Origin of the sequence: Pseudarthrobacter sp. AL07 (assembly GCF_029960665.1) — a bacterium.
Classification (GTDB): Bacteria; Actinomycetota; Actinomycetes; order Actinomycetales; family Micrococcaceae; genus Arthrobacter.
Window position 1 is genome coordinate 63,905 of sequence record NZ_JASBRB010000005.1, and the last position, 19,521, is coordinate 83,425.

Annotated in this window: 20 protein-coding genes; 5 read left to right on the top strand and 15 right to left on the bottom strand. The window is 66.2% G+C overall.

Features of this window, described 5'->3' with window-relative positions:
• Positions 1-231 precede the first annotated feature (231 nt).
• The 4 genes from QK290_RS06800 to QK290_RS06815 are packed head-to-tail and all read right to left on the bottom strand — an operon-like array spanning position 232 to position 3,138.
• A complete protein-coding gene (locus QK290_RS06800) occupies positions 232-1,128 on the bottom strand; it encodes a hydroxymethylpyrimidine/phosphomethylpyrimidine kinase (protein ID WP_282329929.1) in 897 nt (298 codons plus the stop codon).
• Positions 1,125-1,535, bottom strand: a complete 411-nt coding sequence (locus QK290_RS06805) for a hypothetical protein (protein WP_282329930.1) — start codon at positions 1,533-1,535, stop codon at positions 1,125-1,127. The genes QK290_RS06800 and QK290_RS06805 overlap by 4 nt, the downstream gene beginning before the upstream one ends.
• Positions 1,532-2,449 carry a TIGR01777 family oxidoreductase gene (locus QK290_RS06810; RefSeq protein ID WP_282329931.1) on the bottom strand — a complete coding sequence of 306 codons (918 nt, stop codon included), beginning with the start codon at positions 2,447-2,449 and terminating at the stop codon, positions 1,532-1,534. The genes QK290_RS06805 and QK290_RS06810 overlap by 4 nt, the downstream gene beginning before the upstream one ends.
• A 32-nt stretch (positions 2,450-2,481) precedes the next feature.
• Positions 2,482-3,138 carry a TetR family transcriptional regulator gene (locus tag QK290_RS06815; RefSeq protein WP_282329932.1) on the bottom strand — a complete coding sequence of 219 codons (657 nt, stop codon included), beginning with the start codon at positions 3,136-3,138 and terminating at the stop codon, positions 2,482-2,484.
• A 201-nt stretch (positions 3,139-3,339) separates the two neighbouring features.
• Between QK290_RS06815 and QK290_RS06820 the strand changes: the two genes are divergently transcribed.
• Positions 3,340-4,071 carry a queuosine precursor transporter gene (locus QK290_RS06820; RefSeq protein ID WP_282329934.1) on the top strand — a complete coding sequence of 244 codons (732 nt, stop codon included), beginning with the start codon at positions 3,340-3,342 and terminating at the stop codon, positions 4,069-4,071.
• 2 nt (positions 4,072-4,073) lie between these two features.
• On the opposite strand, the gene QK290_RS06825 is transcribed toward QK290_RS06820, so the two are convergent.
• The 6 genes from QK290_RS06825 to QK290_RS06850 all read right to left on the bottom strand — a co-directional run bounded on the left by QK290_RS06825 (position 4,074) and on the right by QK290_RS06850 (position 9,593).
• Entirely contained in the window at positions 4,074-4,823 is a 750-nt protein-coding gene (locus tag QK290_RS06825) for a dienelactone hydrolase family protein (RefSeq protein ID WP_282329935.1), read from the bottom strand.
• 66 nt (positions 4,824-4,889) lie between these two features.
• Positions 4,890-6,185 carry a tRNA guanosine(34) transglycosylase Tgt gene (gene tgt, locus QK290_RS06830; RefSeq protein ID WP_282330047.1) on the bottom strand — a complete coding sequence of 432 codons (1,296 nt, stop codon included), beginning with the start codon at positions 6,183-6,185 and terminating at the stop codon, positions 4,890-4,892.
• A gap of 99 nt (positions 6,186-6,284) precedes the next feature.
• Positions 6,285-7,010, bottom strand: coding sequence for an SRPBCC domain-containing protein (locus tag QK290_RS06835; protein ID WP_282329936.1), 726 nt, complete (start codon positions 7,008-7,010; stop codon positions 6,285-6,287).
• Positions 7,011-7,071: 61 nt separating this feature from the next.
• Positions 7,072-8,109 carry a DUF6707 family protein gene (locus QK290_RS06840; protein WP_282329937.1) on the bottom strand — a complete coding sequence of 346 codons (1,038 nt, stop codon included), beginning with the start codon at positions 8,107-8,109 and terminating at the stop codon, positions 7,072-7,074.
• A gap of 85 nt (positions 8,110-8,194) precedes the next feature.
• A complete protein-coding gene (locus tag QK290_RS06845) occupies positions 8,195-8,734 on the bottom strand; it encodes an NUDIX hydrolase family protein (protein WP_282329938.1) in 540 nt (179 codons plus the stop codon).
• Between the two features lie 100 nt (positions 8,735-8,834).
• Entirely contained in the window at positions 8,835-9,593 is a 759-nt protein-coding gene (locus QK290_RS06850) for a VOC family protein (protein WP_282329939.1), read from the bottom strand.
• Between the two features lie 77 nt (positions 9,594-9,670).
• Between QK290_RS06850 and QK290_RS06855 the strand changes: the two genes are divergently transcribed.
• Positions 9,671-10,273: a YdeI/OmpD-associated family protein gene (locus QK290_RS06855; RefSeq protein WP_282329940.1), complete on the top strand. Its 603-nt coding sequence runs from the start codon at positions 9,671-9,673 to the stop codon at positions 10,271-10,273.
• A gap of 54 nt (positions 10,274-10,327) precedes the next feature.
• Here QK290_RS06855 and QK290_RS06860 read toward each other — a convergent pair whose 3' ends face one another.
• The 4 genes from QK290_RS06860 to QK290_RS06875 all read right to left on the bottom strand — a co-directional run bounded on the left by QK290_RS06860 (position 10,328) and on the right by QK290_RS06875 (position 15,484).
• Entirely contained in the window at positions 10,328-11,485 is a 1,158-nt protein-coding gene (locus QK290_RS06860; protein WP_282329941.1) for an ABC transporter ATP-binding protein, read from the bottom strand.
• On the bottom strand, positions 11,482-13,074 hold the full coding sequence (locus tag QK290_RS06865; RefSeq protein WP_282329942.1) for an iron ABC transporter permease: 1,593 nt from the start codon (positions 13,072-13,074) through the stop codon (positions 11,482-11,484). Before QK290_RS06865 ends, QK290_RS06860 begins: the two co-directional genes overlap by 4 nt.
• Before the next feature lie 5 nt (positions 13,075-13,079).
• Complete coding sequence (locus QK290_RS06870) at positions 13,080-14,126, bottom strand: iron ABC transporter substrate-binding protein (protein WP_282329943.1); 1,047 nt, start codon at positions 14,124-14,126, stop codon at positions 13,080-13,082.
• Between the two features lie 170 nt (positions 14,127-14,296).
• A complete protein-coding gene (locus QK290_RS06875) occupies positions 14,297-15,484 on the bottom strand; it encodes a glycoside hydrolase family 76 protein (protein WP_282329944.1) in 1,188 nt (395 codons plus the stop codon).
• Positions 15,485-15,586: 102 nt separating this feature from the next.
• On the opposite strand from QK290_RS06875, the gene QK290_RS06880 reads away from it, so the two are divergent.
• Both QK290_RS06880 and QK290_RS06885 read left to right on the top strand, forming a co-directional pair.
• Entirely contained in the window at positions 15,587-16,384 is a 798-nt protein-coding gene (locus tag QK290_RS06880; protein WP_282329945.1) for an SDR family NAD(P)-dependent oxidoreductase, read from the top strand.
• A gap of 71 nt (positions 16,385-16,455) precedes the next feature.
• Positions 16,456-17,676, top strand: a complete 1,221-nt coding sequence (locus QK290_RS06885) for an acyl-CoA dehydrogenase family protein (RefSeq protein ID WP_282330048.1) — start codon at positions 16,456-16,458, stop codon at positions 17,674-17,676.
• Between the two features lie 66 nt (positions 17,677-17,742).
• On the opposite strand, the gene QK290_RS06890 is transcribed toward QK290_RS06885, so the two are convergent.
• A complete protein-coding gene (locus QK290_RS06890) occupies positions 17,743-18,585 on the bottom strand; it encodes a DUF1684 domain-containing protein (RefSeq protein WP_282329946.1) in 843 nt (280 codons plus the stop codon).
• 212 nt (positions 18,586-18,797) lie between these two features.
• Between QK290_RS06890 and QK290_RS06895 the strand changes: the two genes are divergently transcribed.
• Entirely contained in the window at positions 18,798-19,478 is a 681-nt protein-coding gene (locus tag QK290_RS06895) for an NAD(P)-binding domain-containing protein (RefSeq protein ID WP_282329947.1), read from the top strand.
• Positions 19,479-19,521 lie beyond the last annotated feature (43 nt).

Below are 19,521 nucleotides of genomic sequence, written 5' to 3' on the forward strand. Positions count from 1 at the left end.
TAAAGGACGACGACAAAAACCAGGACCTCATCGACGCCTGACGCTGTCGGCAGCTTCAGTGAGCGTACGACGGCGGGTGGCCTCCCGCCGTCGTCCGCTCACCGCCCCGGACGCTCTCTCACTTCCTGCAGGTTTTCTCCAAACGCTCTCTGATCTTCTTGTGGAATGTGCGAGAGCGTCCGGGTTTTTCTTGCATTAGGTGAGAGAGCGTTGCAGCTGCGCAGCCGTTGACTAGCGCGGGCCGCCCTGCCAAAGGGCGTCGAACGGCGCGCCGGAGGCCACGCGGTTGCGGATTCCCGCGGTGACAAAGTCCTTGGCGGTCCGGGCAGCCTCCAGCGGCGTAGCGCCCTTGGCCAGTTCGGCCGTCACCGCCGCGGCCAGGGAGCAGCCGGCACCGGACACGGCCACCTCGCCCACCTTCGGAGCGCTGAGGACCTCCAGGATCTCGCCGTCGTAGTAAACGTCGACGGCGTCCGGGCCTTTTAGCCGCACCCCGCCCTTGGCGAGAACTGCAGCGCCGCTGAGCTCGTGGATGCGGACTGCTGCGGCTTTCAGGGATTCGATGTCGGTGATCGCCAGGCCGGACAGCGATTCGGCTTCGAAGTGGTTGGGCGTGACGAACGTGGCCAGCGGCAGGATCTGCGCCTTCAGGGCCTGGTCCGTGTCCAGTGCGTGGCCCGGCTCCTGGCCCTTGCAGATCAGCACCGGATCCAGCACGACGTTCCGGAACCGGCCGGCTTCCAGTGCTGCCGCGACCGTGCTGATGGTGGCCGGGCTGCCCAGCATGCCGATCTTTACGGTGTCCAGGACAGGCCGGCCCGGCGCCAGCGACTCGCCCGGCGCACCGCCAGCGGTGGCGCCCGACGCCGGACCGTAGGCCGCCGTCGTGGTTTCCAATTGGTCCGCAATGACCTGCTGGTCCACCGGCACAAAGCGGTGGTTCCAGTTGTCGCTAGGATCGAAGGACACGATGCAGGTCAGGTTGGCGATGCCAAATACGCCCAGTTCCTGGAAAGTTTTCAGGTCGGCCTGGGCTCCGGCGCCACCCGTTGCTTCGGACCCCGCGATGGTCAGGACGACGGCGGGAGCGGACACGGGGGACTGGACGGCAGCTGAAGCAAAAGTCATGGCACTATCCTGCCATCCGGTGTCGGGCCAACAAGTTCGGCATCTTCAGCACCGTCGTGTATGGCCACGAGGCCAACAACAGCCAGCCGGCCCACGGCCGCGCAGAATCCGGTCCATAAAACGAGTCCCCACATGCTGTGCCAGTGGGTTCCCGTAAGGAAAAGGAGGGTGAGAAAGCCCGTGACCAGTCCCACCCCGCCGGTGGCCACAATATGAAGCCACTGGTCTCGGACGGGCCGCATCAGCATTCCGGTCGCCAGGGCAAGGGGCATACCAAGAAGCAGAGCGGCCGGGACACCGAAAACGTAGCCTGTCGCGCCGTGCGGAAAGCCGAACAGGAGCACGGTGATGGTGGCGCCCAGCAGGAACGCTCCTGAGCCGAACGTCACCCGGTACGGCCGGCTCATGCCGTCCCTTTGGCGATGGTGAGAAGCGCGCGGCCCAGCTCAGGCTCCCGGAAGATGAACCCCGCGTCCAGCAGTTTCTGCGGCTGTACCCACCGGCTTTTCAGCACGAGCTCGGTCTCTGTTCGGATTAGCACGGCCCCCAGCCGCAGCAGCCACGCCGGAGCGGGGATACCCAGCCTGTCGCCGTAGGCCCGGCGGACCAGCCGCATCAGCTCACGGTTATCCACCACATCCGGGGAAGCCACGTTCACGGGGCCCGAAATGTCCGTTCGCGCGTGAAGGAAGCGGACGGTGCGGTAAAGGTCCTCGACGTGGATCCAGCTGAACTTCTGGCTGCCGGCGCCCATATGTCCGCCCAGTCCAAGCCGGGCCAAGGCAGCGAAAGGCCGGAGGGCGCCACCGCCCGGGCCCAGGACTATGGCGATCCGTAGTGCAATTTTCCGCGTCCCGGGCGTGGCGGCGGCGTCCAGGGCGGCTTCCCATGCCCGGGCCACGTCCACCGAAAAGCCTGTCCCGGGTTCGCCGTCAGACTCTGTCTGCGGCCGGTCATCCGCGTGCCGGTAGATGGTGCCGGTGCTGGCGTTGAGCCAGGCCGACGGCGGCGCCTTGCAGACTGCGAGTGCGCGGCCGAGTGCCGTGGTGGTGGAGACGCGGGAATCGAGGATGGCCGCCTTGTTCCTGGCGCCATAGCGGCAGTTGACCGACCGTCCGGCAAGGTTCACCAGCAGGTCGGCGCCGTCCAGCACCCGGGCGATGGCGCCGTCGTCGTTCCAGTTGGCCGCTTCGGCCGTACCCTCGGTGGCCCGGCGGCCGATGGTGCGCACCGTCCAGCCGTCCTGTTCGAAGCGGTCCCGGAGATAGGTGCCGATGAAGCCCGAGGCTCCGGCGAGCACCACGGTGTTTGTCCTGTTCATTTCTTCCCCCAGCTTTGTGTTCGGTGGCGTGTTCAGTCGCGGATGCTGCGGCTCAGGCTGAGGACATCGTCCAGCACCTTGTTGACGCCGGGAATCCTTGCCAGCGAAAGTCCCCGGGCGATCAACGGGACTACGCCGTCCACCAGCTTCCGGGTCCGGCGCTGGTCTTCGGAGGTGTCGTACACCCAGAACAGGGCGATCCCCATGTAGCCGAGCCAGAGCAGCTCGGGCAGGTCGGCGCGGAGCTTTTTTGGAGCGGCCGGGCTTGCGCCTTCAACCGCTGCCCTGAAGATGCCGAGGGATGCCTCGCGGGCCGCCGTCGACTCGCCCGCGAAAGGGTTGACGGGCGACGTCGGCCGGACGGCCGTGGCCACGAAGTCGGCGCCGAAGCGGTGGTACGGCGCCATGACGTCCAGGCCTGCGTGCAGCGTGGCTTTGAGGCGGCTGCCCAGGTCCTTGAGGCCTTCGAGTGCCTCGTCAGCCTTGGCTGCATGCTCTGCCTGGACCTGGACGTACAGCTCCTGCACCAGGTCATCCTTGGAGGCGAAATAGTAGTAGGCGTTGCCCACGGAGACCCCGGCTTCGGCCGCGATGGCCCGCATGGTGGTCTTCTCGAACCCGATCTCGCGGAACATGCGCAGCGCGACGTCCGCTAGGAGTTGCCTGGTCTGCTCGCTCTTGGCGGTCATGGTTTCCCCTCTTTTGAACATGTTCAAAACTGAGTATGCCATGGAACTGAACATGTTCAAAACACGGCTGCGAACGCCATTGGGAGAGCTGCGCACGTTCAGTGGGAGAATGTCGTGACAGTGCTAATACAGCCGGCGTCCGGCGCAAATTTCGTTGCGGGAACGGTACGCCGAGCGAACCACTACGAATGGAATCTCCCCATGTCTTCCCCCTCGGGCCCTGACGCCCTGCCCATCGCCGGCTCCGCCCCGACGGCACCCAAATTTGCATCGATCGGTTCGCCGTACTTCGGCATCATGCTGGCCTTTATGGCCGTGGTGCTGATCCTGTCGAACATCGGCGCAGCCAAGGGCGTGGCGATCGGCCCGATCATCACCGACGGCGGCTTCTTCCTCTTCCCGCTTGCCTACATCCTGGGCGACGTCATCAGCGAGGTCTACGGCTTCAAGGTGGCTCGCAAAGCCATCTTCACCACGTTCGCGCTGTCGGTGTTCGCCTCAATTTGCTACTGGGTGATCATCGCCCTGCCCGGCTTTGATGACGACTTCGGCACGTCCAAGCAGGTGGCCCTTGAGGGGGCTTTGGGCCCGGTGCCGCAGATTGTGCTCGCCTCGCTGTTGGCATTCCTGGCCGGCCAGACCATCAACTCGTGGATCCTGGTGAAGATGAAGGCCCGCTCCGGGGAGAAATCCCTCTGGGCGCGGCTGATGGGCTCCACCGGTGCTGGTGAATTCGTGGACACCCTGATTTTCTGCAGCATCGCCGCCTCCGTCATCGGCATCACCGACTTCGGCACGTTCGTGAACTACGTGGTGGTGGGCTTTGTCTACAAGACCCTCGTCGAGTTCCTGTTCGTCCCGGTGACGTCCCTGGTGATCCGGTGGATCAAGAAGCGCGAACCAAGCTACGGCGCGGGGTCAGCCCCCGCCTAGCCTCAGCCCTTGAGCGTCCCGTCAAGGAGGGCGCGGAGCTCGGCGTAGTGGCGCTCGGTGGCCTCCGGATGGAACATCGAGGTGTCCGCCATTGAATAGCCATGCTGGGCGCCGACGTAGATCTCGTTGGAAGCCTCAAGCCCGGCAGCTTCGAGTGCCTCACCCAGCCGTGCCACGGCGTCCCGGTCCATGCTCTGGTCATGGTCGGCGTGGCCGAAGACAAATTGCGCCCGGGCCCTGGCGAGCCCCAGGTGGGGGCTGTCCGGGGCGTCGGTTGCCAGCCCGCCGCCGTGGAAGCCGCCGCATGCGGCTACAGCCTCCGGATGGGCAATGGCCGTGCGCACCGCGAGCCGGGCGCCCATGCAGTAGCCGAACGTGCCGAGTGGACCCGGCGCCACGCCGTCGAGCGTTCCCAGTGCCGCAACCCACGCTTCAATATCCGGCAGCGCCTTATCCGTGGTGAGGTGCCCCACCCGCGGGAACGCAGCCTTGCCGGCAGCTGCGCGGCCCCCCGGAGTGGTCATGTCTGTTTCCGGCGCGAGTGCAGCCACAGGTCCGTCACGGTAGAAGACGTTTGGTGCCAGGACCACGTAGCCCCAGTCAGCGATGCGCTGCGCCATCTCCTCGATGCGAGGACGCAGGCCAAAGGCGTCCATGTACAGGATGACGCCCGGGAACGGGCCTTCACCGGTGGATGGGCGGGCCACCAGGGCCTCGGCAGTGCCTTCTGCGGCTGGGATCTCGATGAGCATCTGGTCAGGATATCGTCAGGACGATGGCGGGACGCCGCCCCGGCGGCCAGCGGGCCGGGCCAGCGCTTAGCAGTAGTACTGCGCCAGGGTCTCGGCCTTGAACTCGAAGAAGGTCCCGGATTCGATGGCCAGCCGGGCGTCGTCCACCATCTTCACCACAAAGCGCTCATTGTGGATGGAGATCAGCGTCGCCGAGAGCATTTCCTTGGCCTTGAACAGGTGGTGGATGTACGCGCGCGAGTAGTTGGCGCAGGCGTAGCAGTCACAGCCCTCCTGGAGCGGCCCGAAGTCGCGCTTGTACTTGGCTCCGGACAGGTTGAAGCGGCCTGCGGGCGTGTAGAAGGCGGAGTTGCGGGCCACGCGGGTGGGGGAGACACAGTCGAAGGTGTCCGCGCCGTTTTCGATTGCGGTGAAGATGTCGTCCGGCTCAGAAATGCCCAGCAGGTGCCGGGGCTTGTCCTCCGGGAGCTCCTCGTTGCACCAGCGCACAATCGTGCCCAGGTTTTCTTTCTCCAGCGCCCCGCCGATGCCGTAGCCGTCGAAGTCCATGGCGCCAAGGTCCCGGCAGGCCTTGCGGCGCAGATCCTCGTACTGGGCACCCTGGATCACGCCGAAGAGCGCCTGGTACGGCTTCCCCACCCGTTCGGAGGTCAGTCGGAAATGCTCCTCCAGGCAGCGCAGAGCCCACAGCCGCGTGCGCTCCAGGGATTCCTCCTGGTAGCCGCGGGAGTTCTGCAGCGTGGTCAGCTCATCGAACGCGAACATGATGTCCGCGCCGATCTGGTGCTGGACCTGCATCGAAATTTCAGGGGAGAAGCGGTGGCGGTCGCCGTTGAGATGCGATTTGAACCAGACGCCGTCGTCGTCGATGTGGGCCAGGCGTTCCTTGCCCGGAGCCACGGCGTCGTCCGGTCCGGACGTGTCCACCGATTTCATGTCGATAACCTTCTTGAACCCGGACCCCAGGCTCATCACCTGGAACCCGCCGGAGTCCGTGAAGGTGGGCCCGGACCAGTTCATAAACGAGCCCAGCCCGCCTGCCTCGTCCAGGATGTCCGCGCCCGGCTGCAGGTACAGGTGGTAAGCGTTGGCCAGCACGGCCTGCGCGCCGAGTTCGGCGATGGATTCCGGCAGTACGGACTTCACCGTGGCTTTGGTCCCGACGGCGATGAAGGCCGGCGTGCGTATCTCGCCGTGGGGCGTGGTGATGGTCCCCGTGCGGCCCAGGAATTCGCCGCCGTTGGCAGCTACCTGGGCGGCCGATGCCGCACGGCTGTCAGCAAGGCGGGTGCCAACGGTGAAGGAGAACTGCGACTGGTCAGCTGCAGCGGCGGAGCTGGCCGTCGCTGCGACGGGATCCACTGAGACGGCCGAAACGGAGACGGCCGCAGCTGAGACGGATGTAGCGAAGGCGGGGTTGGCTGGCACGGTTCCAGTGTGCCAGCAAACGCTGCCGATCCCTCAGTGGGCCGCCTCGGATGTGGGGTAGTTCTCAGCCCGCCAGCCGTCCCAGCGCGAATGGATGGACTCGAGGTTGTGGGCCCCCAGATCGTACGTCGAGGCGATCACCATGGCGCCGCCGTGGGGCCGCAGCCCTTCAATAACGGGCTGGTCCGCCACGATCAGCAGGCCGTCCCCGTGCTCCGCGTAGCTGTGGACCGTGAGCCCCACCTGGTGGTTGCTGCGGAACCAGACCTTGCCGGAGATTTCCTCCCCGGTGGCCAGCGTCAGCTCGTAGGGCTCACCCGGCGCGGGCACATCCGACAATCCCAGCTTTTCGATTTCGGAACCCGGCTCACCGGGAAATTCGAAGAACAACGTGTGCCGCTTGCCGTGCGGGTGGTGTTCCAGCGCGAAGCGGAGTTGCTGGAGGAATGTCAGCCAGCCCTGGGTGATGTCCTCGTCCCAGGCGGCCCATTCCGAGTTATGGTCCAGGGCTGACCGGGTGACGCTGACGAGAGTCCCGGCGGACACGGGTTTCAGGTCGAAGACGTCGCCGCCGTTGGTGGTCAGGCTGGTGTGGTCCGGGGCCTCAGCGACCTTGTTGCTGAAGTAGATCCCGTCAATCTCATCAGCCAGTTCATCGGCCTCCCAGCCGTGCCACTGGGCAACCTTGGCCGGTTCACGCAGCATGGTCCAGACCTGCGGCGCGTCAGCATTTATCACCACGCTCAGATTGTTCGTCATAGCCCGAATCTACAACGCGGGCGCAGCCCCGGGTAGGGGGTAATTCCTGCGCCCGGACAGCTCAGGCCCGGACGGCCTCGAGTTCGTTGCTGATCCGGCGCTGGAGTTCGCCCGCACCGATCGTCTCAGACCCGCCGTGTGCCCGCAGGAACAGCAGGGATTCGAGGCGCAGCAGCCGCCACTCCCGCTCGGCCTCATGGTTGGAGTTGTCGATCGAGCGGAAGATCTCTTTGTCGTACAGGTTGGGTTCGTTCAGCGAACGCTGGCGCACCTTGGCGTTCATCCGTGCCTTGAACGGGTCCGTTTCCTGGTTTTCGGGCATGCGCAGCAGCTTTTCATAGACTTCGGCCCGCTCCTCCTGCCGGTCCTGGCGGCAGATGAAGCTTGACAACGCCAGCGACGCCTCCACGGACGCCCACCGGCCCGGGTTGCCGTCGAACGGCAGGACGTTGAGCAGGTCCGCCACCGTGAGCGCCCCGTCCGGATCCTTGAGCGTGATGAACAGTTCGTGGGCAAGGTCGCTGAGGTCCTTGAGGCAGCTGCCGGACTTGAAGTTGATGCCCTTGGCCAGCTTGTCCGCCAGCAGCAGCACCCCAACGGCGTCCGGGTGGGCTTCCGCGGCAGCTTCCACCACGGCTTCGGGGGTGCCCTGCGGCCCCGGAATCCGCGCCAGTTCTTCCGCGGACGGGCCGCTCACTGCGGGCGGGATGGCCGGCAGGGGAGGTACGACGACGGCGGGAGCCGCCGGGGCTTCCTCCCCGTCGCCGGTGTGCTGGGGCTGTTCGGCAGGGGGTTGCGCCGCGACCGGAAGCTGCGTGACGGCGTCGGGCGTGGCGTCCTGAAGCGTGGCGTCCGGAACCGTGATGACCGGGACTGTTGGGTCCAGGATCTTGACGGTGGAGCCGGCCGCGATGCGGAGGGTGCCGCCGCCCGTGAGGTTCGCCAGGACCACCGCAGGGGTCCCGAAATCATCCGGTTCAAACTCCACATGCTGAATTTCGGCGGTGCGTTCACCGTCAGGGAGAAGAAGCTGATCGCCGGTGGTCAGAGATCCAGCCTGCTGTTCGCTGTAGTGCCGGGAGGCTGGGTTTTCGGTCATGGGAGTCCTTAAGTTCTCTTGCGGTCCGCCCTACAGTCTACAAAGCGGGGCGCCGGAAGTCGGGGACGCCGGGATCCCGCGGGCGTCAGTGACCCACTCCGGCAAAGGCCAGCGCCTGGCAGACCAGGGCGCCGCGGCCGCCGCTGAATTCGAGCTGGACGTCGGCGCTGAGCACTTCCGCCGGAGTCATCCACGTCAGTTCCAGGGCATCCTGGCGGGGCTCGCATTCGCCCGTCACGGGGATGACATAGGCCAGGGACACCGCGTGCTGGCGTTCGTCAGTGAAGCCGGTCTGGGACGGGGCCGGGAAGTATTCGGCCACCGTGAAGGGCACCGGGCTGATGGGGAGCTGCGGAAAAGCCAGCGGCCCCAGGTCCTTTTCCATATGGCGCAGGAGTGCGGCGCGGATGGTCTCGCGGTAGATCACGCGGCCCGATACCAGCGACCGGATCATGTTCCCGTCCTCATCGGCCTGGAGCAGCGTGCCAACCTCGTTCACAAAACCCAGCGGATCCAGCCTGACCGGCACGGCCTCCACATAGATCATGGGGAGCCTCCCGCGGGCCTCAAAAAGGTCTTCTTCGGAGAGCCAGCCGGGATTCGGGTCAGGAGTGCGAACGTTCATGGTTAAGTTCTACCCCATCGGACGGCCGTGGACCGCTGAGGGGTGAGCTCTCAGCGTAAAGCGTCGCCCAAAGCGCGGGAATCTCACCCCTCGGCCCGGTTCACTGTGAGGCGAGGCGCTGCGAGATCCAGACGGTGGGCGGGACGTGCGGGGCGGCAGCGGCTGCCGCAGTCCCGGTGGTGCCTGCGGAATCGGGGTTGGCCACGTGCAGGGTCCGGCCGAACGCCTCCTCGGTTTCGCTGACGTCCAGCCCGGCGGCTGCGAGCCGCTCCCGCAAGGCGCCCAGATCGCCGTCGTACTCAAATCCCAGGCCGGACCGCGGCGGGCCGGATGCCGGGCGTACCATCAGCACCCCGCCGTTCTTGGCGGTGAAGTCGGCGGTTTCGTCTGCGTCCGGGACGGGGCGGAACCTGGCGCCGATGTCCTGAAGCGTCACCGCGGCCGCGCCGGGATCCGCCGTAAACCAGACGCCGACGACGGTGAGCGCCGGATCAGCGTCCGCCGCGTTGGGCTCCCGCGCACCTTTGTCAGCCAGGAAGCTGAAGCCGTCCCGGCCGGTGATGCGGCAGGACTCGCCGTGATCAGCGGCAATGAGTTCGGCGACGGTATTTCCGGATTCCTCCGCGGCCAGGGCGGTGCGCCGGGCGAATTCGGCCAGATCGCTCACCTCGACGCCCAGGGCCGTGATGCCGTCATCCATGGCACCCGCGTCGGTCAGATGCAGGGCCAGCCGGCCGGAACCGGCGTCGAACTCCCGCCACGGGCCGTCATCAACGGTCTTGGCCAGGCCCAGGGCAGTCAGGATTGGCTCCCAACTGTCCGGCCGGGAGGTGAAATGGACGGGTCGGACACGCAGCATGGTTCCTCCTCGAAACCGGGACAGGTGGACTACCGCCATCATGCCACTTCCTGCGGAAGGCAGGCAGAATAGGGCCCATGGCCATTGAACTCGAGGAACTGCTGGTAGCGGACGCGGCGGAGTGGCGGCTGTGGCTGGAGGCCAACCACAACGACAGCCCTGGCGTGTGGCTGGTGCTGCACAAGAAGGGCGGCAACACCACCGAACTGGACTACGAAGCCGCGCTGCAGGAGGCGCTGTGCTTTGGCTGGATCGACGGTCAGGGCAAAAGGCGCGACGACGGCAGTTCCTTCCAACGGATGACCCGCCGCGGCCCGAAGAGCGTCTGGTCGGCGCGGAATGTGGACCGCATCGGGAAGCTCGAGGCTGCCGGCCGGATGACTGTGGCAGGCCGCGCGGCCGTCGGCGCCGCCAAGGCGGACGGGCGCTGGGAGGCAGCCTATGTGGGGCAGGCGACGGCGGAAGTCCCGCCGGATCTGGCCGCCGCGATCGCTGCCGTTCCCGAGGCCCAGGCCATGTTCGACGTCCTCACCTCCGTGAACCGGTATGCCCTGATTTACCGGACGAATTCGGTTAAGCAGGCGTCCACGCGGGAACGGAAAATCGCCGGTTTTGTGGAGATGCTGGCCCGGAGCGAGGCGCCGTATCCGCAGAAGAAAAAGCCCCACCCAACTGAGTAGCAGTAACTGTCGTTTTGGGGGCTCATAACGACAGTTGCTGCTACTTAGTTGGGTTTAGTCGTCCAGGGGGAAGGCGACGGCTTCGCCCACCACCCGCAGGCAGAGTTCCATACCGGGCCGGGCGATGGAGGCGTTCCAGTGCCGGATGGTGATGACTTCGCCGCCGCCGGGGTAGCGGTGGTCGGCGCGGCCGGCCAGTTCCGGCGGCACAGAGAGTTTAAGGCGCACGGTGGTTTCCGGGCCGAAGTAGTCGGTGTCCACCACCACGCCGCGGATGGGGCCATCCTCGGCAATGCGGATCTGCTCCGGACGCAGCATCAGCTGCACCCGGCCCTGGGCAGGAGGGCGGCGCACGGGAATTTCGCCCAGTGAGCACGTGGCCAGCGAGCCTTCCATCCAGGCGTCCAGGATGACGGCGTCGCCCAGGAACTCTGCGGTGGCGCGGTCTGCTGGGCGGGTATAGACCACAAACGGGTTGCCGATCTGGGCCAGCTTGCCGCCGCGCATCACCGCCACCTGGTCCGCGAAGGACAGGGCCTCGGACTGGTCGTGCGTGACCAGGATGGTTGTCACGCCGGCTTTGTTGAGAACCTTGGCCACGGCCCGCCGGGTGGCCACGCGCAGGCCGGCATCCAGGGCTGAAAAAGGCTCGTCGAGCAGCATCAGTTCGGGTTCGCGGGCCAGCGCACGGGCCAGGGCCACCCGCTGCTGTTGCCCGCCGGACAGCTGATGTGGCCTCCGCTTGGCCATGGAGGCGTCCAGCGAGACCATGGCCAACAGCTCGCTGATCCGGCCTTCCGCCGCGCGGCGGCCACCCGCCAGCTTGGCGGTGTCCAGGCCGAACGCGATGTTCTGGCCCACCGTCAGGTGCGGGAAGAGCGCCCCGTCCTGGGCCACATACCCCACCTGGCGCTTGTGCGCAGGCAACCATACGCCGTCGCCCGCCACCTTGGTGCCGTTGAGCGAGATGCTGCCGGTGGCGGGGTGTTCAAAGCCGGCGATCAGCCGCAGCAGAGTGGTCTTGCCCGAGCCGGAGGGCCCCACGATGGCGGTGGTGCCGCCCTTGGCCACGGACAGGTTGACGCCCTTGAGGACGGCCTGGGAGGCAAAGTTCTTGGTGACATCGGCGATCTGCAGGTGGCTGTTGGTGGAGGGTGCCACAGACGGCGCGATCCGCGGTACCGGAAGCCTGGAGGGGGATTGTTCGGTCACTGTCCGGCTACTTTCTTGGACTGCTGGAAGAGAAGGTACGTCATTGGAGCCGAGAGCAGAATCATCAGCAGGGCGTACGGGGCGGCGCCCGCGTAGTCGATTTCGCTGCTCTTGCTCCAGAACTCGGTGGCGAGCGTCCGGGTCCCGTTCGGGGAGAGCAGGAGGGTGGCGGTCAGCTCGTTGGCGATGGCCAGGAACACCAGGGCAGCGCCGCCCGCGGCCGCCGGCGCGGTCAGCCGCAGCGTGACCCGGATGAAGGCCAGCAGCGGCGGTTTGCCCAGGGCCTGGGCGGCTTCGTCGAGTTCCTTGGGGGCCTGGGACAGGCCGGCGCGGAGATTGACCAGCGCCCGGGGCAGGAACAGCAGGACGTACGCGGCCACCAGCACTCCGGCCGTCTGATAGACGCCGGGGACCAGACGGATACTGACGGTAACGAACGCGAGGCCCACCACAATCCCGGGCAGGGAACTGGTGACGTAGTTTGAGAGCTCCAGCGACTTGCTGAACCAGCTGGGGTGCCGCACCGCAAGGAAGGCCATGGGGAACGCGACGACGGTGGTCACCACCGCGCCGGCCAGGCCGTAGCCGAGTGTGGTCAGGAGGGCCGGAGCGAACTCGTCGGCAGCCCAGACCGCGGAACCGCCCGCGGTGATCCAGCGCAGGACAAAGAACACCGGCAGCCCGAAGGCCAGTCCCGTCAAAGCAAGCAGGGACAGCTGCGCCGGAACCTCGTAGGCGTGCAGTGGCAGGCGCAGTGCCCTGGCCTGGGCGCCGGATCCTACGCGGGCATAGCGGGCCGTGCCCCGGCCGCGGACCTCCACCACCAGCAGGATCAGGCAGAAAAACACCAGGACGCTGGCGAGCATATTGCCGGCGGTCCCGTTAAAAGTGGACTGGTACTGGACCATGATCGCCGTGGTGAACGTATCGAAACGGATCATCGCGAACGCACCGTATTCGGCGAGCAGGTGAAGGCCCACCAGCAGGGCGCCGCCGGTCATGGCGATGCGCAGTTGCGGCAGGACCACCCGGAAAAAGACCCGCCAGTTGCCGAGCCCCAGCGCGGCCGCGGACTGTTCGATGGCCGGGTCCAGCCGGCCGAGTGTAGCGGCCGCCGGGATGTACACCAGCGGGAAATAGGAGAGCGTGGCGATCAGGACACCGGAGCCCAGTCCGGCCAGGGACGGGACCGCCGATACCCAGGCGTAGCTGTTTACAAACGCCGGGATGGCCAGCGGTGCTGCCAGCAGCACCGCCCAGATTTTGTGGCCGCGGAGTTTGGTCCGCTCCACCAGCCACGCACCGCCAACGCCGAGGACGATGCTGAGCGGAATGGTGATCACCATCAGCAGGACCGTGTTGAGCAGGAGCTCGCCCACTTTCGGCCGGAAGATCAGTTCGACGGCGGTGTCCCACCCGGTGGCCGCCGTCATGTACACGACGTACCCCAGCGGTACCAGGGAAAACAGGGCGATCAGCACTGCCAGGATGGACACCGCGGAAACGCCGAGAGGCGGGCGGGGGCTAGTGCCCCGGCCCGCCGTCGTCGTGCTCCCCGCTGAGGGGGGAGCCGATAGATCAGTGGTCACTGAAATTACAGGAGTCCTGCCTTGGTCATCAGCTCGGTGACCTTCGTGGAGTTCAGCTTGGCCGGGTCCACGGTGGGCGCCTGGAGTTCCTTGATCGGAACCAGCTTGTCGTTGGCGGGCACCTCGGAAGCGATGGCGTACTCGAAGGAGGTGCCGTTCTTGAGGACCTCCTGGCCCTTCTTGCCGGTGATGAACTTCAGGAAGGCCTGGGCAGCCGCAGCGTTCTTGGATGACGTCAGCACGCCGCCGCCGGAGACTGACAGAAACGCGCCCGGATCCTGGTTCTTGAAGTAGTACGGGGTGACGTTCTTGGAGTTCTCGCCGGTCTTGGCCTGGTCGCCGTAGTAGTAGTAGTGGTAGATCAACGCGGCGTCTACTTCACCGGCGTTGACTGCCTTCATGGCGGTGCTGTTGCCCTTGTAGGCTGTGAAGTTTTCCTTCATGCCCTTGAGCCATTCCTCGGTAGCTGCCTCGCCCTTAAGTTCCATCAGCGCGGCCACGATCGCCTGGAAGTCGGCGCCGGACGGTGAAGCGGCCCACTTGCCTTTCCACTCCGGGTTGGCCAGGTCCAGCATGGACTTGGGCAGCTTGTCTTCGCTGATCTTGGTCTTGTCGTACACCAGGACGGTGGAGCGGGCGGCGATACCCGTCCACTTGTTGGTGCTGGGGCGGAACTCGGCCGGAACCTGGTCCACGGTGGCCTTGTCGACGTCAGCAAAGAGGCCGGCGTTTTCAACCTGCGCCATGGCGGGGGAGTTTTCGGTGAGGAAGATGTCAGCCGGGGACGCTGCGCCTTCCTGGACGATCTGGTTGGAGAGCTCGGTGTCCGAACCCTGGCGCAGGGTCACCTTGACGCCGGTCTCCGCGGTGAAGTCGTCGATCCATTCCTTGGTCAGGCTCTCGTGCTGGGCGTTGTAGACCGTGATCTCGCCGGAGACGGCGGAGCCTGAACCGGTGGCTGCCGGGGAGGTGCTGCCGCCGCAGGCGGTCAGTCCGAGGGCTGCGGTGGCGGCGAGTGCGATGCCGGCCAGGGCGCTGTTGCGGATCTTCATGGGGGCTGCTTTCTGGGGAAAAGTGTGTGGACCGTCGGTCCTGGCGAGTCTGGAGTTAGGGTTGGCTCACTCGAGAAACTGTAGGTTAGCCAAACCTAAGACACCAAGCGGCGCGGACCATAAGTGATAAGGATCACATGCATTACGCAACTGTTGCATGACCTAATTGGTCAACGTTTCGGCTGAATGGCCGCAGCGGCTTCCAGTACCATCCAGGCCTGCAGCTGGGTGGAAAGTTCGACGGCGGCACCTGGCGGGTAGGTGGTGTCCGCCGGGTTTGCCGCGTGGGTGGAAAACACATACCTGCCGTTGCCGGCTGTTGCCGCCCCGGCTTCGGCTGGCCGGCGGCCCGCCCAGAGGGCCTCGGCGGTAGCGGTCACCAGCTCCCTGGCCGTGTTCCGCGCGGACTCCGGAAGCCGGGCGTCGACGGCGGCGAGTGCCAGATACCGGCAGAGAATCCCGGTGAAGAGTCCGCCGTCGCCCGTTCCGTCGCAGCGGAGGATGCGGGGGAAACTGCCCGGCGCTGTGGTGTGCACCGTCAGGTGCTGGGTTACGCCGTCAATGACCGCCGCGGCCCGGGCGAGGTTGGCGTCGCCGCCGAGCTCCAGCAGCGCTCCCAGCACGGGGCCTTGGTTGTAGGTGTAGATGGTGTTCTCCACCATCACTTCGCCGGCCGCATTGAGCCGCGCCCCGTCAACGTAGAGGCCCTGAGTCTCGTCAAACAGCACGGCATTGAGCCAGTCCACCAGCCGCTGTGCCTTGGCCTGCTGGCCTGTCCGGGCGTAGTAGAGCGCCACAGGGGCCGTGGCAGGGGTGTTCTTGAAATCGCGCTTTTTGCTCCAGAAGGTCCCCCCGCCCAGGTCGTCCGTGGAGGCGGAATCGAACTGAAGGGTCAGGGTTTTGTGGACCCTGGCGTTGCGGCGGCGTCCGGGTTTACGTGTCTCCTCGGCCAGGCCCTGCAGTCGGCGCGTCGCCAGAGCCAGCCAGGCCATGTCGTCGAAATAGTTGTTGACGAAAGTGAAGGCGTTGCGCAGGCGGATCCCGGTGACGAGCCTGGAGGCGAGCTTGCCGGCGCTGGGGTGGTGCGGGCCGTTGAACCGGGCTGCAGGGGTGGCTCCGTTGCCCAGTTCGCGGCGCCCGGCGTCCACCAGGCAGTCCACGTAGTGGGCCTGCCACCAGTAGTGCCACGGGTGGAGGAGGTTCTTGAGGTGTTTCGACGGCCACTGCACGGCGGCGAGGTGGGTTCCCGGCAGGAACAGCAGGCGCCGGCCGAAAAGTCCCGTGACGGAGCGTGCCGCGACGTTGGCGCGCTCCTGCCAGTCGGCGGGCTGCCAGTTGGTGGGTTCGGCATCCGTCATCCGTTTAGCCTAGCGGGTGCGGCCCACCCGAATTTCAGTTAAGATTCACTAACTTTTGTTTCGCGCCGGTCGCCGGTGTCGGAGCCACATCAAGGAGGATGTATGGACGTCTTGGGTACTGTCGCGTTGATTACGGGTGGGGCGTCCGGCTTGGGGGCTGCCACAGCGAAACGCCTGTTCGACGCCGGCGCCTCGGTGGTGCTGATCGACCTGCCGTCCTCTGCCGGTGCGGCCTACGCCGCCGAGCTTAACGCCGCCGGCAGCGGTTCGGGGCCACGAGCGGCCTTTGTCCCCGCAGACGTCACCAACGAAGCTGAGGTGCAGGCCGCCGTCGACACCGCTGTGGCGCTCGGGCCGCTCCGCATTGTTGTGAACTGCGCCGGCGTCGCCACGCCGGGCAAGGTCCTGGGCCGGGACGGCGTCCTCCCGCTGGACACGTTCAACCGCGTCATCCAGGTCAACCTGATCGGGACTTTTAATGTGCTGCGTCTGGCGGCCGCGGCCATGGTTTCAACGGAACCTGTGAATACTGAGCTGGGCGGCCCTGAGCGCGGCGTCATCATCAACACCGCCTCCGTGGCTGCCTTCGACGGGCAGATCGGCCAGCCGGCCTACGCCGCGTCCAAGGGCGCCGTCGCCGCCATGACACTGCCGCTGGCCCGGGAACTGGCCCGCTCCCTGGTGCGCGTGGTGACCATCGCCCCGGGTATTTTCGAGACACCCATGATGGCGACGCTGTCCGACGAAGCCCAGGCTTCCCTGGGCCAGCAGGTCCCGCACCCGTCCCGTCTGGGCAAGCCCGCGGAATACGCCAGCCTGGTGGCCCACATTGTGGAAAATGCGATGATCAACGGCGAAACCATCCGGCTCGACGGCGCCATCCGGATGGGCCCGAAATGAGCCGGCCCCGCACCGCCGAACCGCCCGCCTCCGGGCCGCCCATTTCGGGACCCGCCGCTTCGGAACCCGCCATCTCCGGGCCAGGGATCGAGGGCCTGCCCACTGCCGATCTTTTCGCTTACGAGTCCTTCCTCAGCGCTAAGGAGCGGGCCAAGCTGGCTGAGCTGCGCGAGTTCCTGGCCACGGAGATCGCCCCGTACGCGTCGGACTGGTGGAACAAGGCGGAGTTCCCGGCGCACATCCTGCCCAAGCTCGCCGCTCTGGAGCTGAGCACGCCGGCTCAGCGCGGCTACAGCAATCTCTTCGCGGGACTGGTCATCGCCGAGATGACGCGCGTTGATACGTCGATCGCCACCTTTTTCCTGGTCCACCACGATCTGTTTGTGGAGTCGCTCTACGGTTTTGGGTCGGCCGGCCAGAAGGCAACGCTGCTTGCGGACGCCTCAAGCCTGCGCATCACCGGCGCGTTCGCGCTCACGGAGCCCGGCCACGGCTCTGACGTGGCCGGCGGCATGGAGACCCGTGCCCGGCGCATCTCCAGCGCTACGGGAGAGCCCGACGACGGCGGCGACTCGTGGGTGCTTAACGGCGCCAAGCGCTGGATCGGGAACGGGACGTTCTGCGACTACCTACTGGTGTGGGCCAGGGACGAGGCCGTGGCCGCCGACGGGCAGGGTGCCGTCCGCGGGTTCATCGTTGATGCTTCATTGCCGGGTGTGAGCCGGAGCCGGATCGAGAACAAGATTGCGCTCCGGACCGTGCAGAACGCGGACATTGTGTTTGAGGATGTCCACGTCGCCGAGTCTGACCGGTTCGCCGGCATCAGCAGTTTCGAGGACACCAACGAGCTCCTGCGTGGCTCGCGGATCATGGTGGCGTGGCAGGCCGTGGGGCAGCAGCTGGCGGCGTTCGACGTCGCCCGGCAGTACGCGGTCGAACGCCACCAGTTCGGCCGGCCGCTGGCGAAATTCCAGCTCATCCAGCAGCAACTGGTGACCATGCTGGGCAACGCGGTGGCGAGTATGGCCATGATGGCGCGTGTTGCCCAATTGCAGGACGACGGCGCGGCGGACATGCCGCAGGTGGCGCTCGCCAAGTCCTATACGAGTGCCCGGATGCGGGAGACCGTGGCGCTGGGGCGGTCCATCCTTGGCGGCAACGGGATCGTGACCGACTACCGGATGGCCAAAATCTTCGCCGACGCCGAGGCCATCTACACCTACGAGGGCTCGTTCGAAATCAACACGCTCATTGTGGGCCGGGCGGTCACCGGCGTCTCAGCGATCGTCTGACCCACCATTTAGCGCGAAAGGACACTTGAGGCCCCGTTCCGCTGGGGCTTAAGTGTCCTTTCGCGCTCAATCAGCGAGGAGAGGCTGCTTTTCGCCGGCTTCGATCTTCGCATCCAGGCTGTTGCCTTTTACGGGCATGGGGCAGGTGCCATACGGGGTGAAGGCGCTGGGGTAGTTGATGGCGCGGTTGAAGTCCAGAACCACAGTGGCCTTCCCTGACGCGTCAACCCGGGGCCGGGGGGTTGAGACTTTGCGCCATTCATCCGTTGATTCGCCGTTGGTTTCGTCATGGAACGTGATGGTCAGCGCCCCCAGTTGTTCCTCTTCGGCGTGCAGCCGGTACTCATGCTCAATCCCCGGTAGCCGGAAAACCACCTCGCCCACCGAATAATGCAACCCGTCCACCAGCGGATTGGCGGTTCCGATCGGGATCGCCACAGGCTCGGGATACGCCTCATAGGCTGCCTGGATCACCAGGGCCGGGTTGTAATCGAAGGTGGGAACGCCGTCGAACTCTGTCAGCACCGGCGACCCGGAATCGTGGGTCCGGATGGCGTACCGGTCTGCGCGCATGGCGAGTTCCACCACTACCTGCTGCCCGTCAGGGCCGCCGAACTGCACCCACATCAGGGATTCCTCGTTGGCCAGGGAGGCAGTAATGGTCCCGTCAACGGGCTCGCCGGTTTCCACCAGCGTCAGGCCGTCCTGCGCCGCAGCGGTGAGTGACGCCGTCGTGCCGTCCGTTGACCAGAGGCCGGGGGCGAGTTCGACGGCGGCGGGCCGGGATTCCAGCCACTGGAAGGAGGTGAGGGTCAGCCAGCCGTGGCGGGCGGCGAGGGCTTTGTTTCGGTTGGTGCGGAAACGCTGCCAGCGTTCCAGCTGCGCGACGGCGTTGGCGGTGGTATTCATGGTTCCTCCAAAAGGGGTTGTGATTCCCCGGCTACGACGTCAAGGTTTACAACCCGGCGCGGACGCTGTCCATTCCACCACGGACCGACGCGGAGCACCACGGACCTCGCGCCGCGTTGCTGCCGCAGCCCTTGTCTTGCAGGCGGCGGAGAGTAACGTCGAAAGCGACGGAACCTAGTTTCCGGACTCCCACGGCTGAACTTGGAGGAACCATGAAAATCGCGGTCCTGGGTACGGGTTTTGCAGGCCGGACCCTGGCGGGCGCGCTGTCCGCGCTGGGACACGACGTGGTGGTGGGAACCCGCGCCCCGGGAGAGACTCTTGCCCGCAGTGCGCCGGACGCCATGGGCACGCCGCCCTTCAGCGAGTGGCACTTAGCGAACCAGCACATAGCACTGGAAACGTTCGCGGAGGCAGCAGCCGGGGCGGAACTGGTAGTCAATGCAACGAACGGCGCGGGTGCGCTCAGTGCCCTCGGCGCCGCGGGCTCGGCCAACCTGTCGGGGAAAGTGGTGGTGGACGTTTCCAACCCGCTCGACTTCTCCCAGGGCATGCCGCCGGTCCTGAACCCGGTCAACACGGACAGCAACGCCGAACGGATCCAGCACGCGTTCCCGGAGGCCCGAGTGGTCAAAACCCTGAACACCATGAACGCCGGGCTGATGGTTGACCCCGGGCGGCTGGGCGGCGGGGCCCACTCGGTGTTTGTCTCCGGCGACGACGCAGACGCCAAGAACACCGTGACGGCCCTTCTCCGGGAGCTGGGCCACCGCGATATTATTGACCTCGGAGACATCACCACCGCTCGTGGGACGGAGATGATGCTCCCGGTGTGGTTGTGCCTGTGGTCGGCGGTGGGCACTCCGGATTTCAATTTCAAGATCGTCCGCTGAGGTCCATTCCGGCAGGGCGGAGACCGGTGCAATATCTGAGACG

Excerpts from the sequence above, each read along its gene's own strand:
- QK290_RS06880 (WP_282329945.1), top strand. The coding sequence starts at position 15,587 with ATGGACGTCTTGGGTACTGTCGCGTTGATTACGGGTGGGGCGTCCGGC.
- QK290_RS06810 (WP_282329931.1), bottom strand. The coding sequence starts at position 2,449 with ATGAACAGGACAAACACCGTGGTGCTCGCCGGAGCCTCGGGCTTCATC.
- QK290_RS06870 (WP_282329943.1), bottom strand. The coding sequence starts at position 14,126 with ATGAAGATCCGCAACAGCGCCCTGGCCGGCATCGCACTCGCCGCCACC.
- QK290_RS06835 (WP_282329936.1), bottom strand. The coding sequence starts at position 7,010 with ATGACGAACAATCTGAGCGTGGTGATAAATGCTGACGCGCCGCAGGTC.
- QK290_RS06890 (WP_282329946.1), bottom strand. The coding sequence starts at position 18,585 with ATGAATACCACCGCCAACGCCGTCGCGCAGCTGGAACGCTGGCAGCGT.
- QK290_RS06800 (WP_282329929.1), bottom strand. The coding sequence starts at position 1,128 with ATGACTTTTGCTTCAGCTGCCGTCCAGTCCCCCGTGTCCGCTCCCGCC.
- QK290_RS06815 (WP_282329932.1), bottom strand. The coding sequence starts at position 3,138 with ATGACCGCCAAGAGCGAGCAGACCAGGCAACTCCTAGCGGACGTCGCG.
- QK290_RS06845 (WP_282329938.1), bottom strand. The coding sequence starts at position 8,734 with ATGAACGTTCGCACTCCTGACCCGAATCCCGGCTGGCTCTCCGAAGAA.
- QK290_RS06875 (WP_282329944.1), bottom strand. The coding sequence starts at position 15,484 with ATGACGGATGCCGAACCCACCAACTGGCAGCCCGCCGACTGGCAGGAG.
- QK290_RS06850 (WP_282329939.1), bottom strand. The coding sequence starts at position 9,593 with ATGCTGCGTGTCCGACCCGTCCATTTCACCTCCCGGCCGGACAGTTGG.
- QK290_RS06855 (WP_282329940.1), top strand. The coding sequence starts at position 9,671 with ATGGCCATTGAACTCGAGGAACTGCTGGTAGCGGACGCGGCGGAGTGG.
- QK290_RS06895 (WP_282329947.1), top strand. The coding sequence starts at position 18,798 with ATGAAAATCGCGGTCCTGGGTACGGGTTTTGCAGGCCGGACCCTGGCG.
- QK290_RS06805 (WP_282329930.1), bottom strand. The coding sequence starts at position 1,535 with ATGAGCCGGCCGTACCGGGTGACGTTCGGCTCAGGAGCGTTCCTGCTG.
- QK290_RS06825 (WP_282329935.1), bottom strand. The coding sequence starts at position 4,823 with ATGCTCATCGAGATCCCAGCCGCAGAAGGCACTGCCGAGGCCCTGGTG.
- QK290_RS06840 (WP_282329937.1), bottom strand. The coding sequence starts at position 8,109 with ATGACCGAAAACCCAGCCTCCCGGCACTACAGCGAACAGCAGGCTGGA.
- QK290_RS06820 (WP_282329934.1), top strand. The coding sequence starts at position 3,340 with ATGTCTTCCCCCTCGGGCCCTGACGCCCTGCCCATCGCCGGCTCCGCC.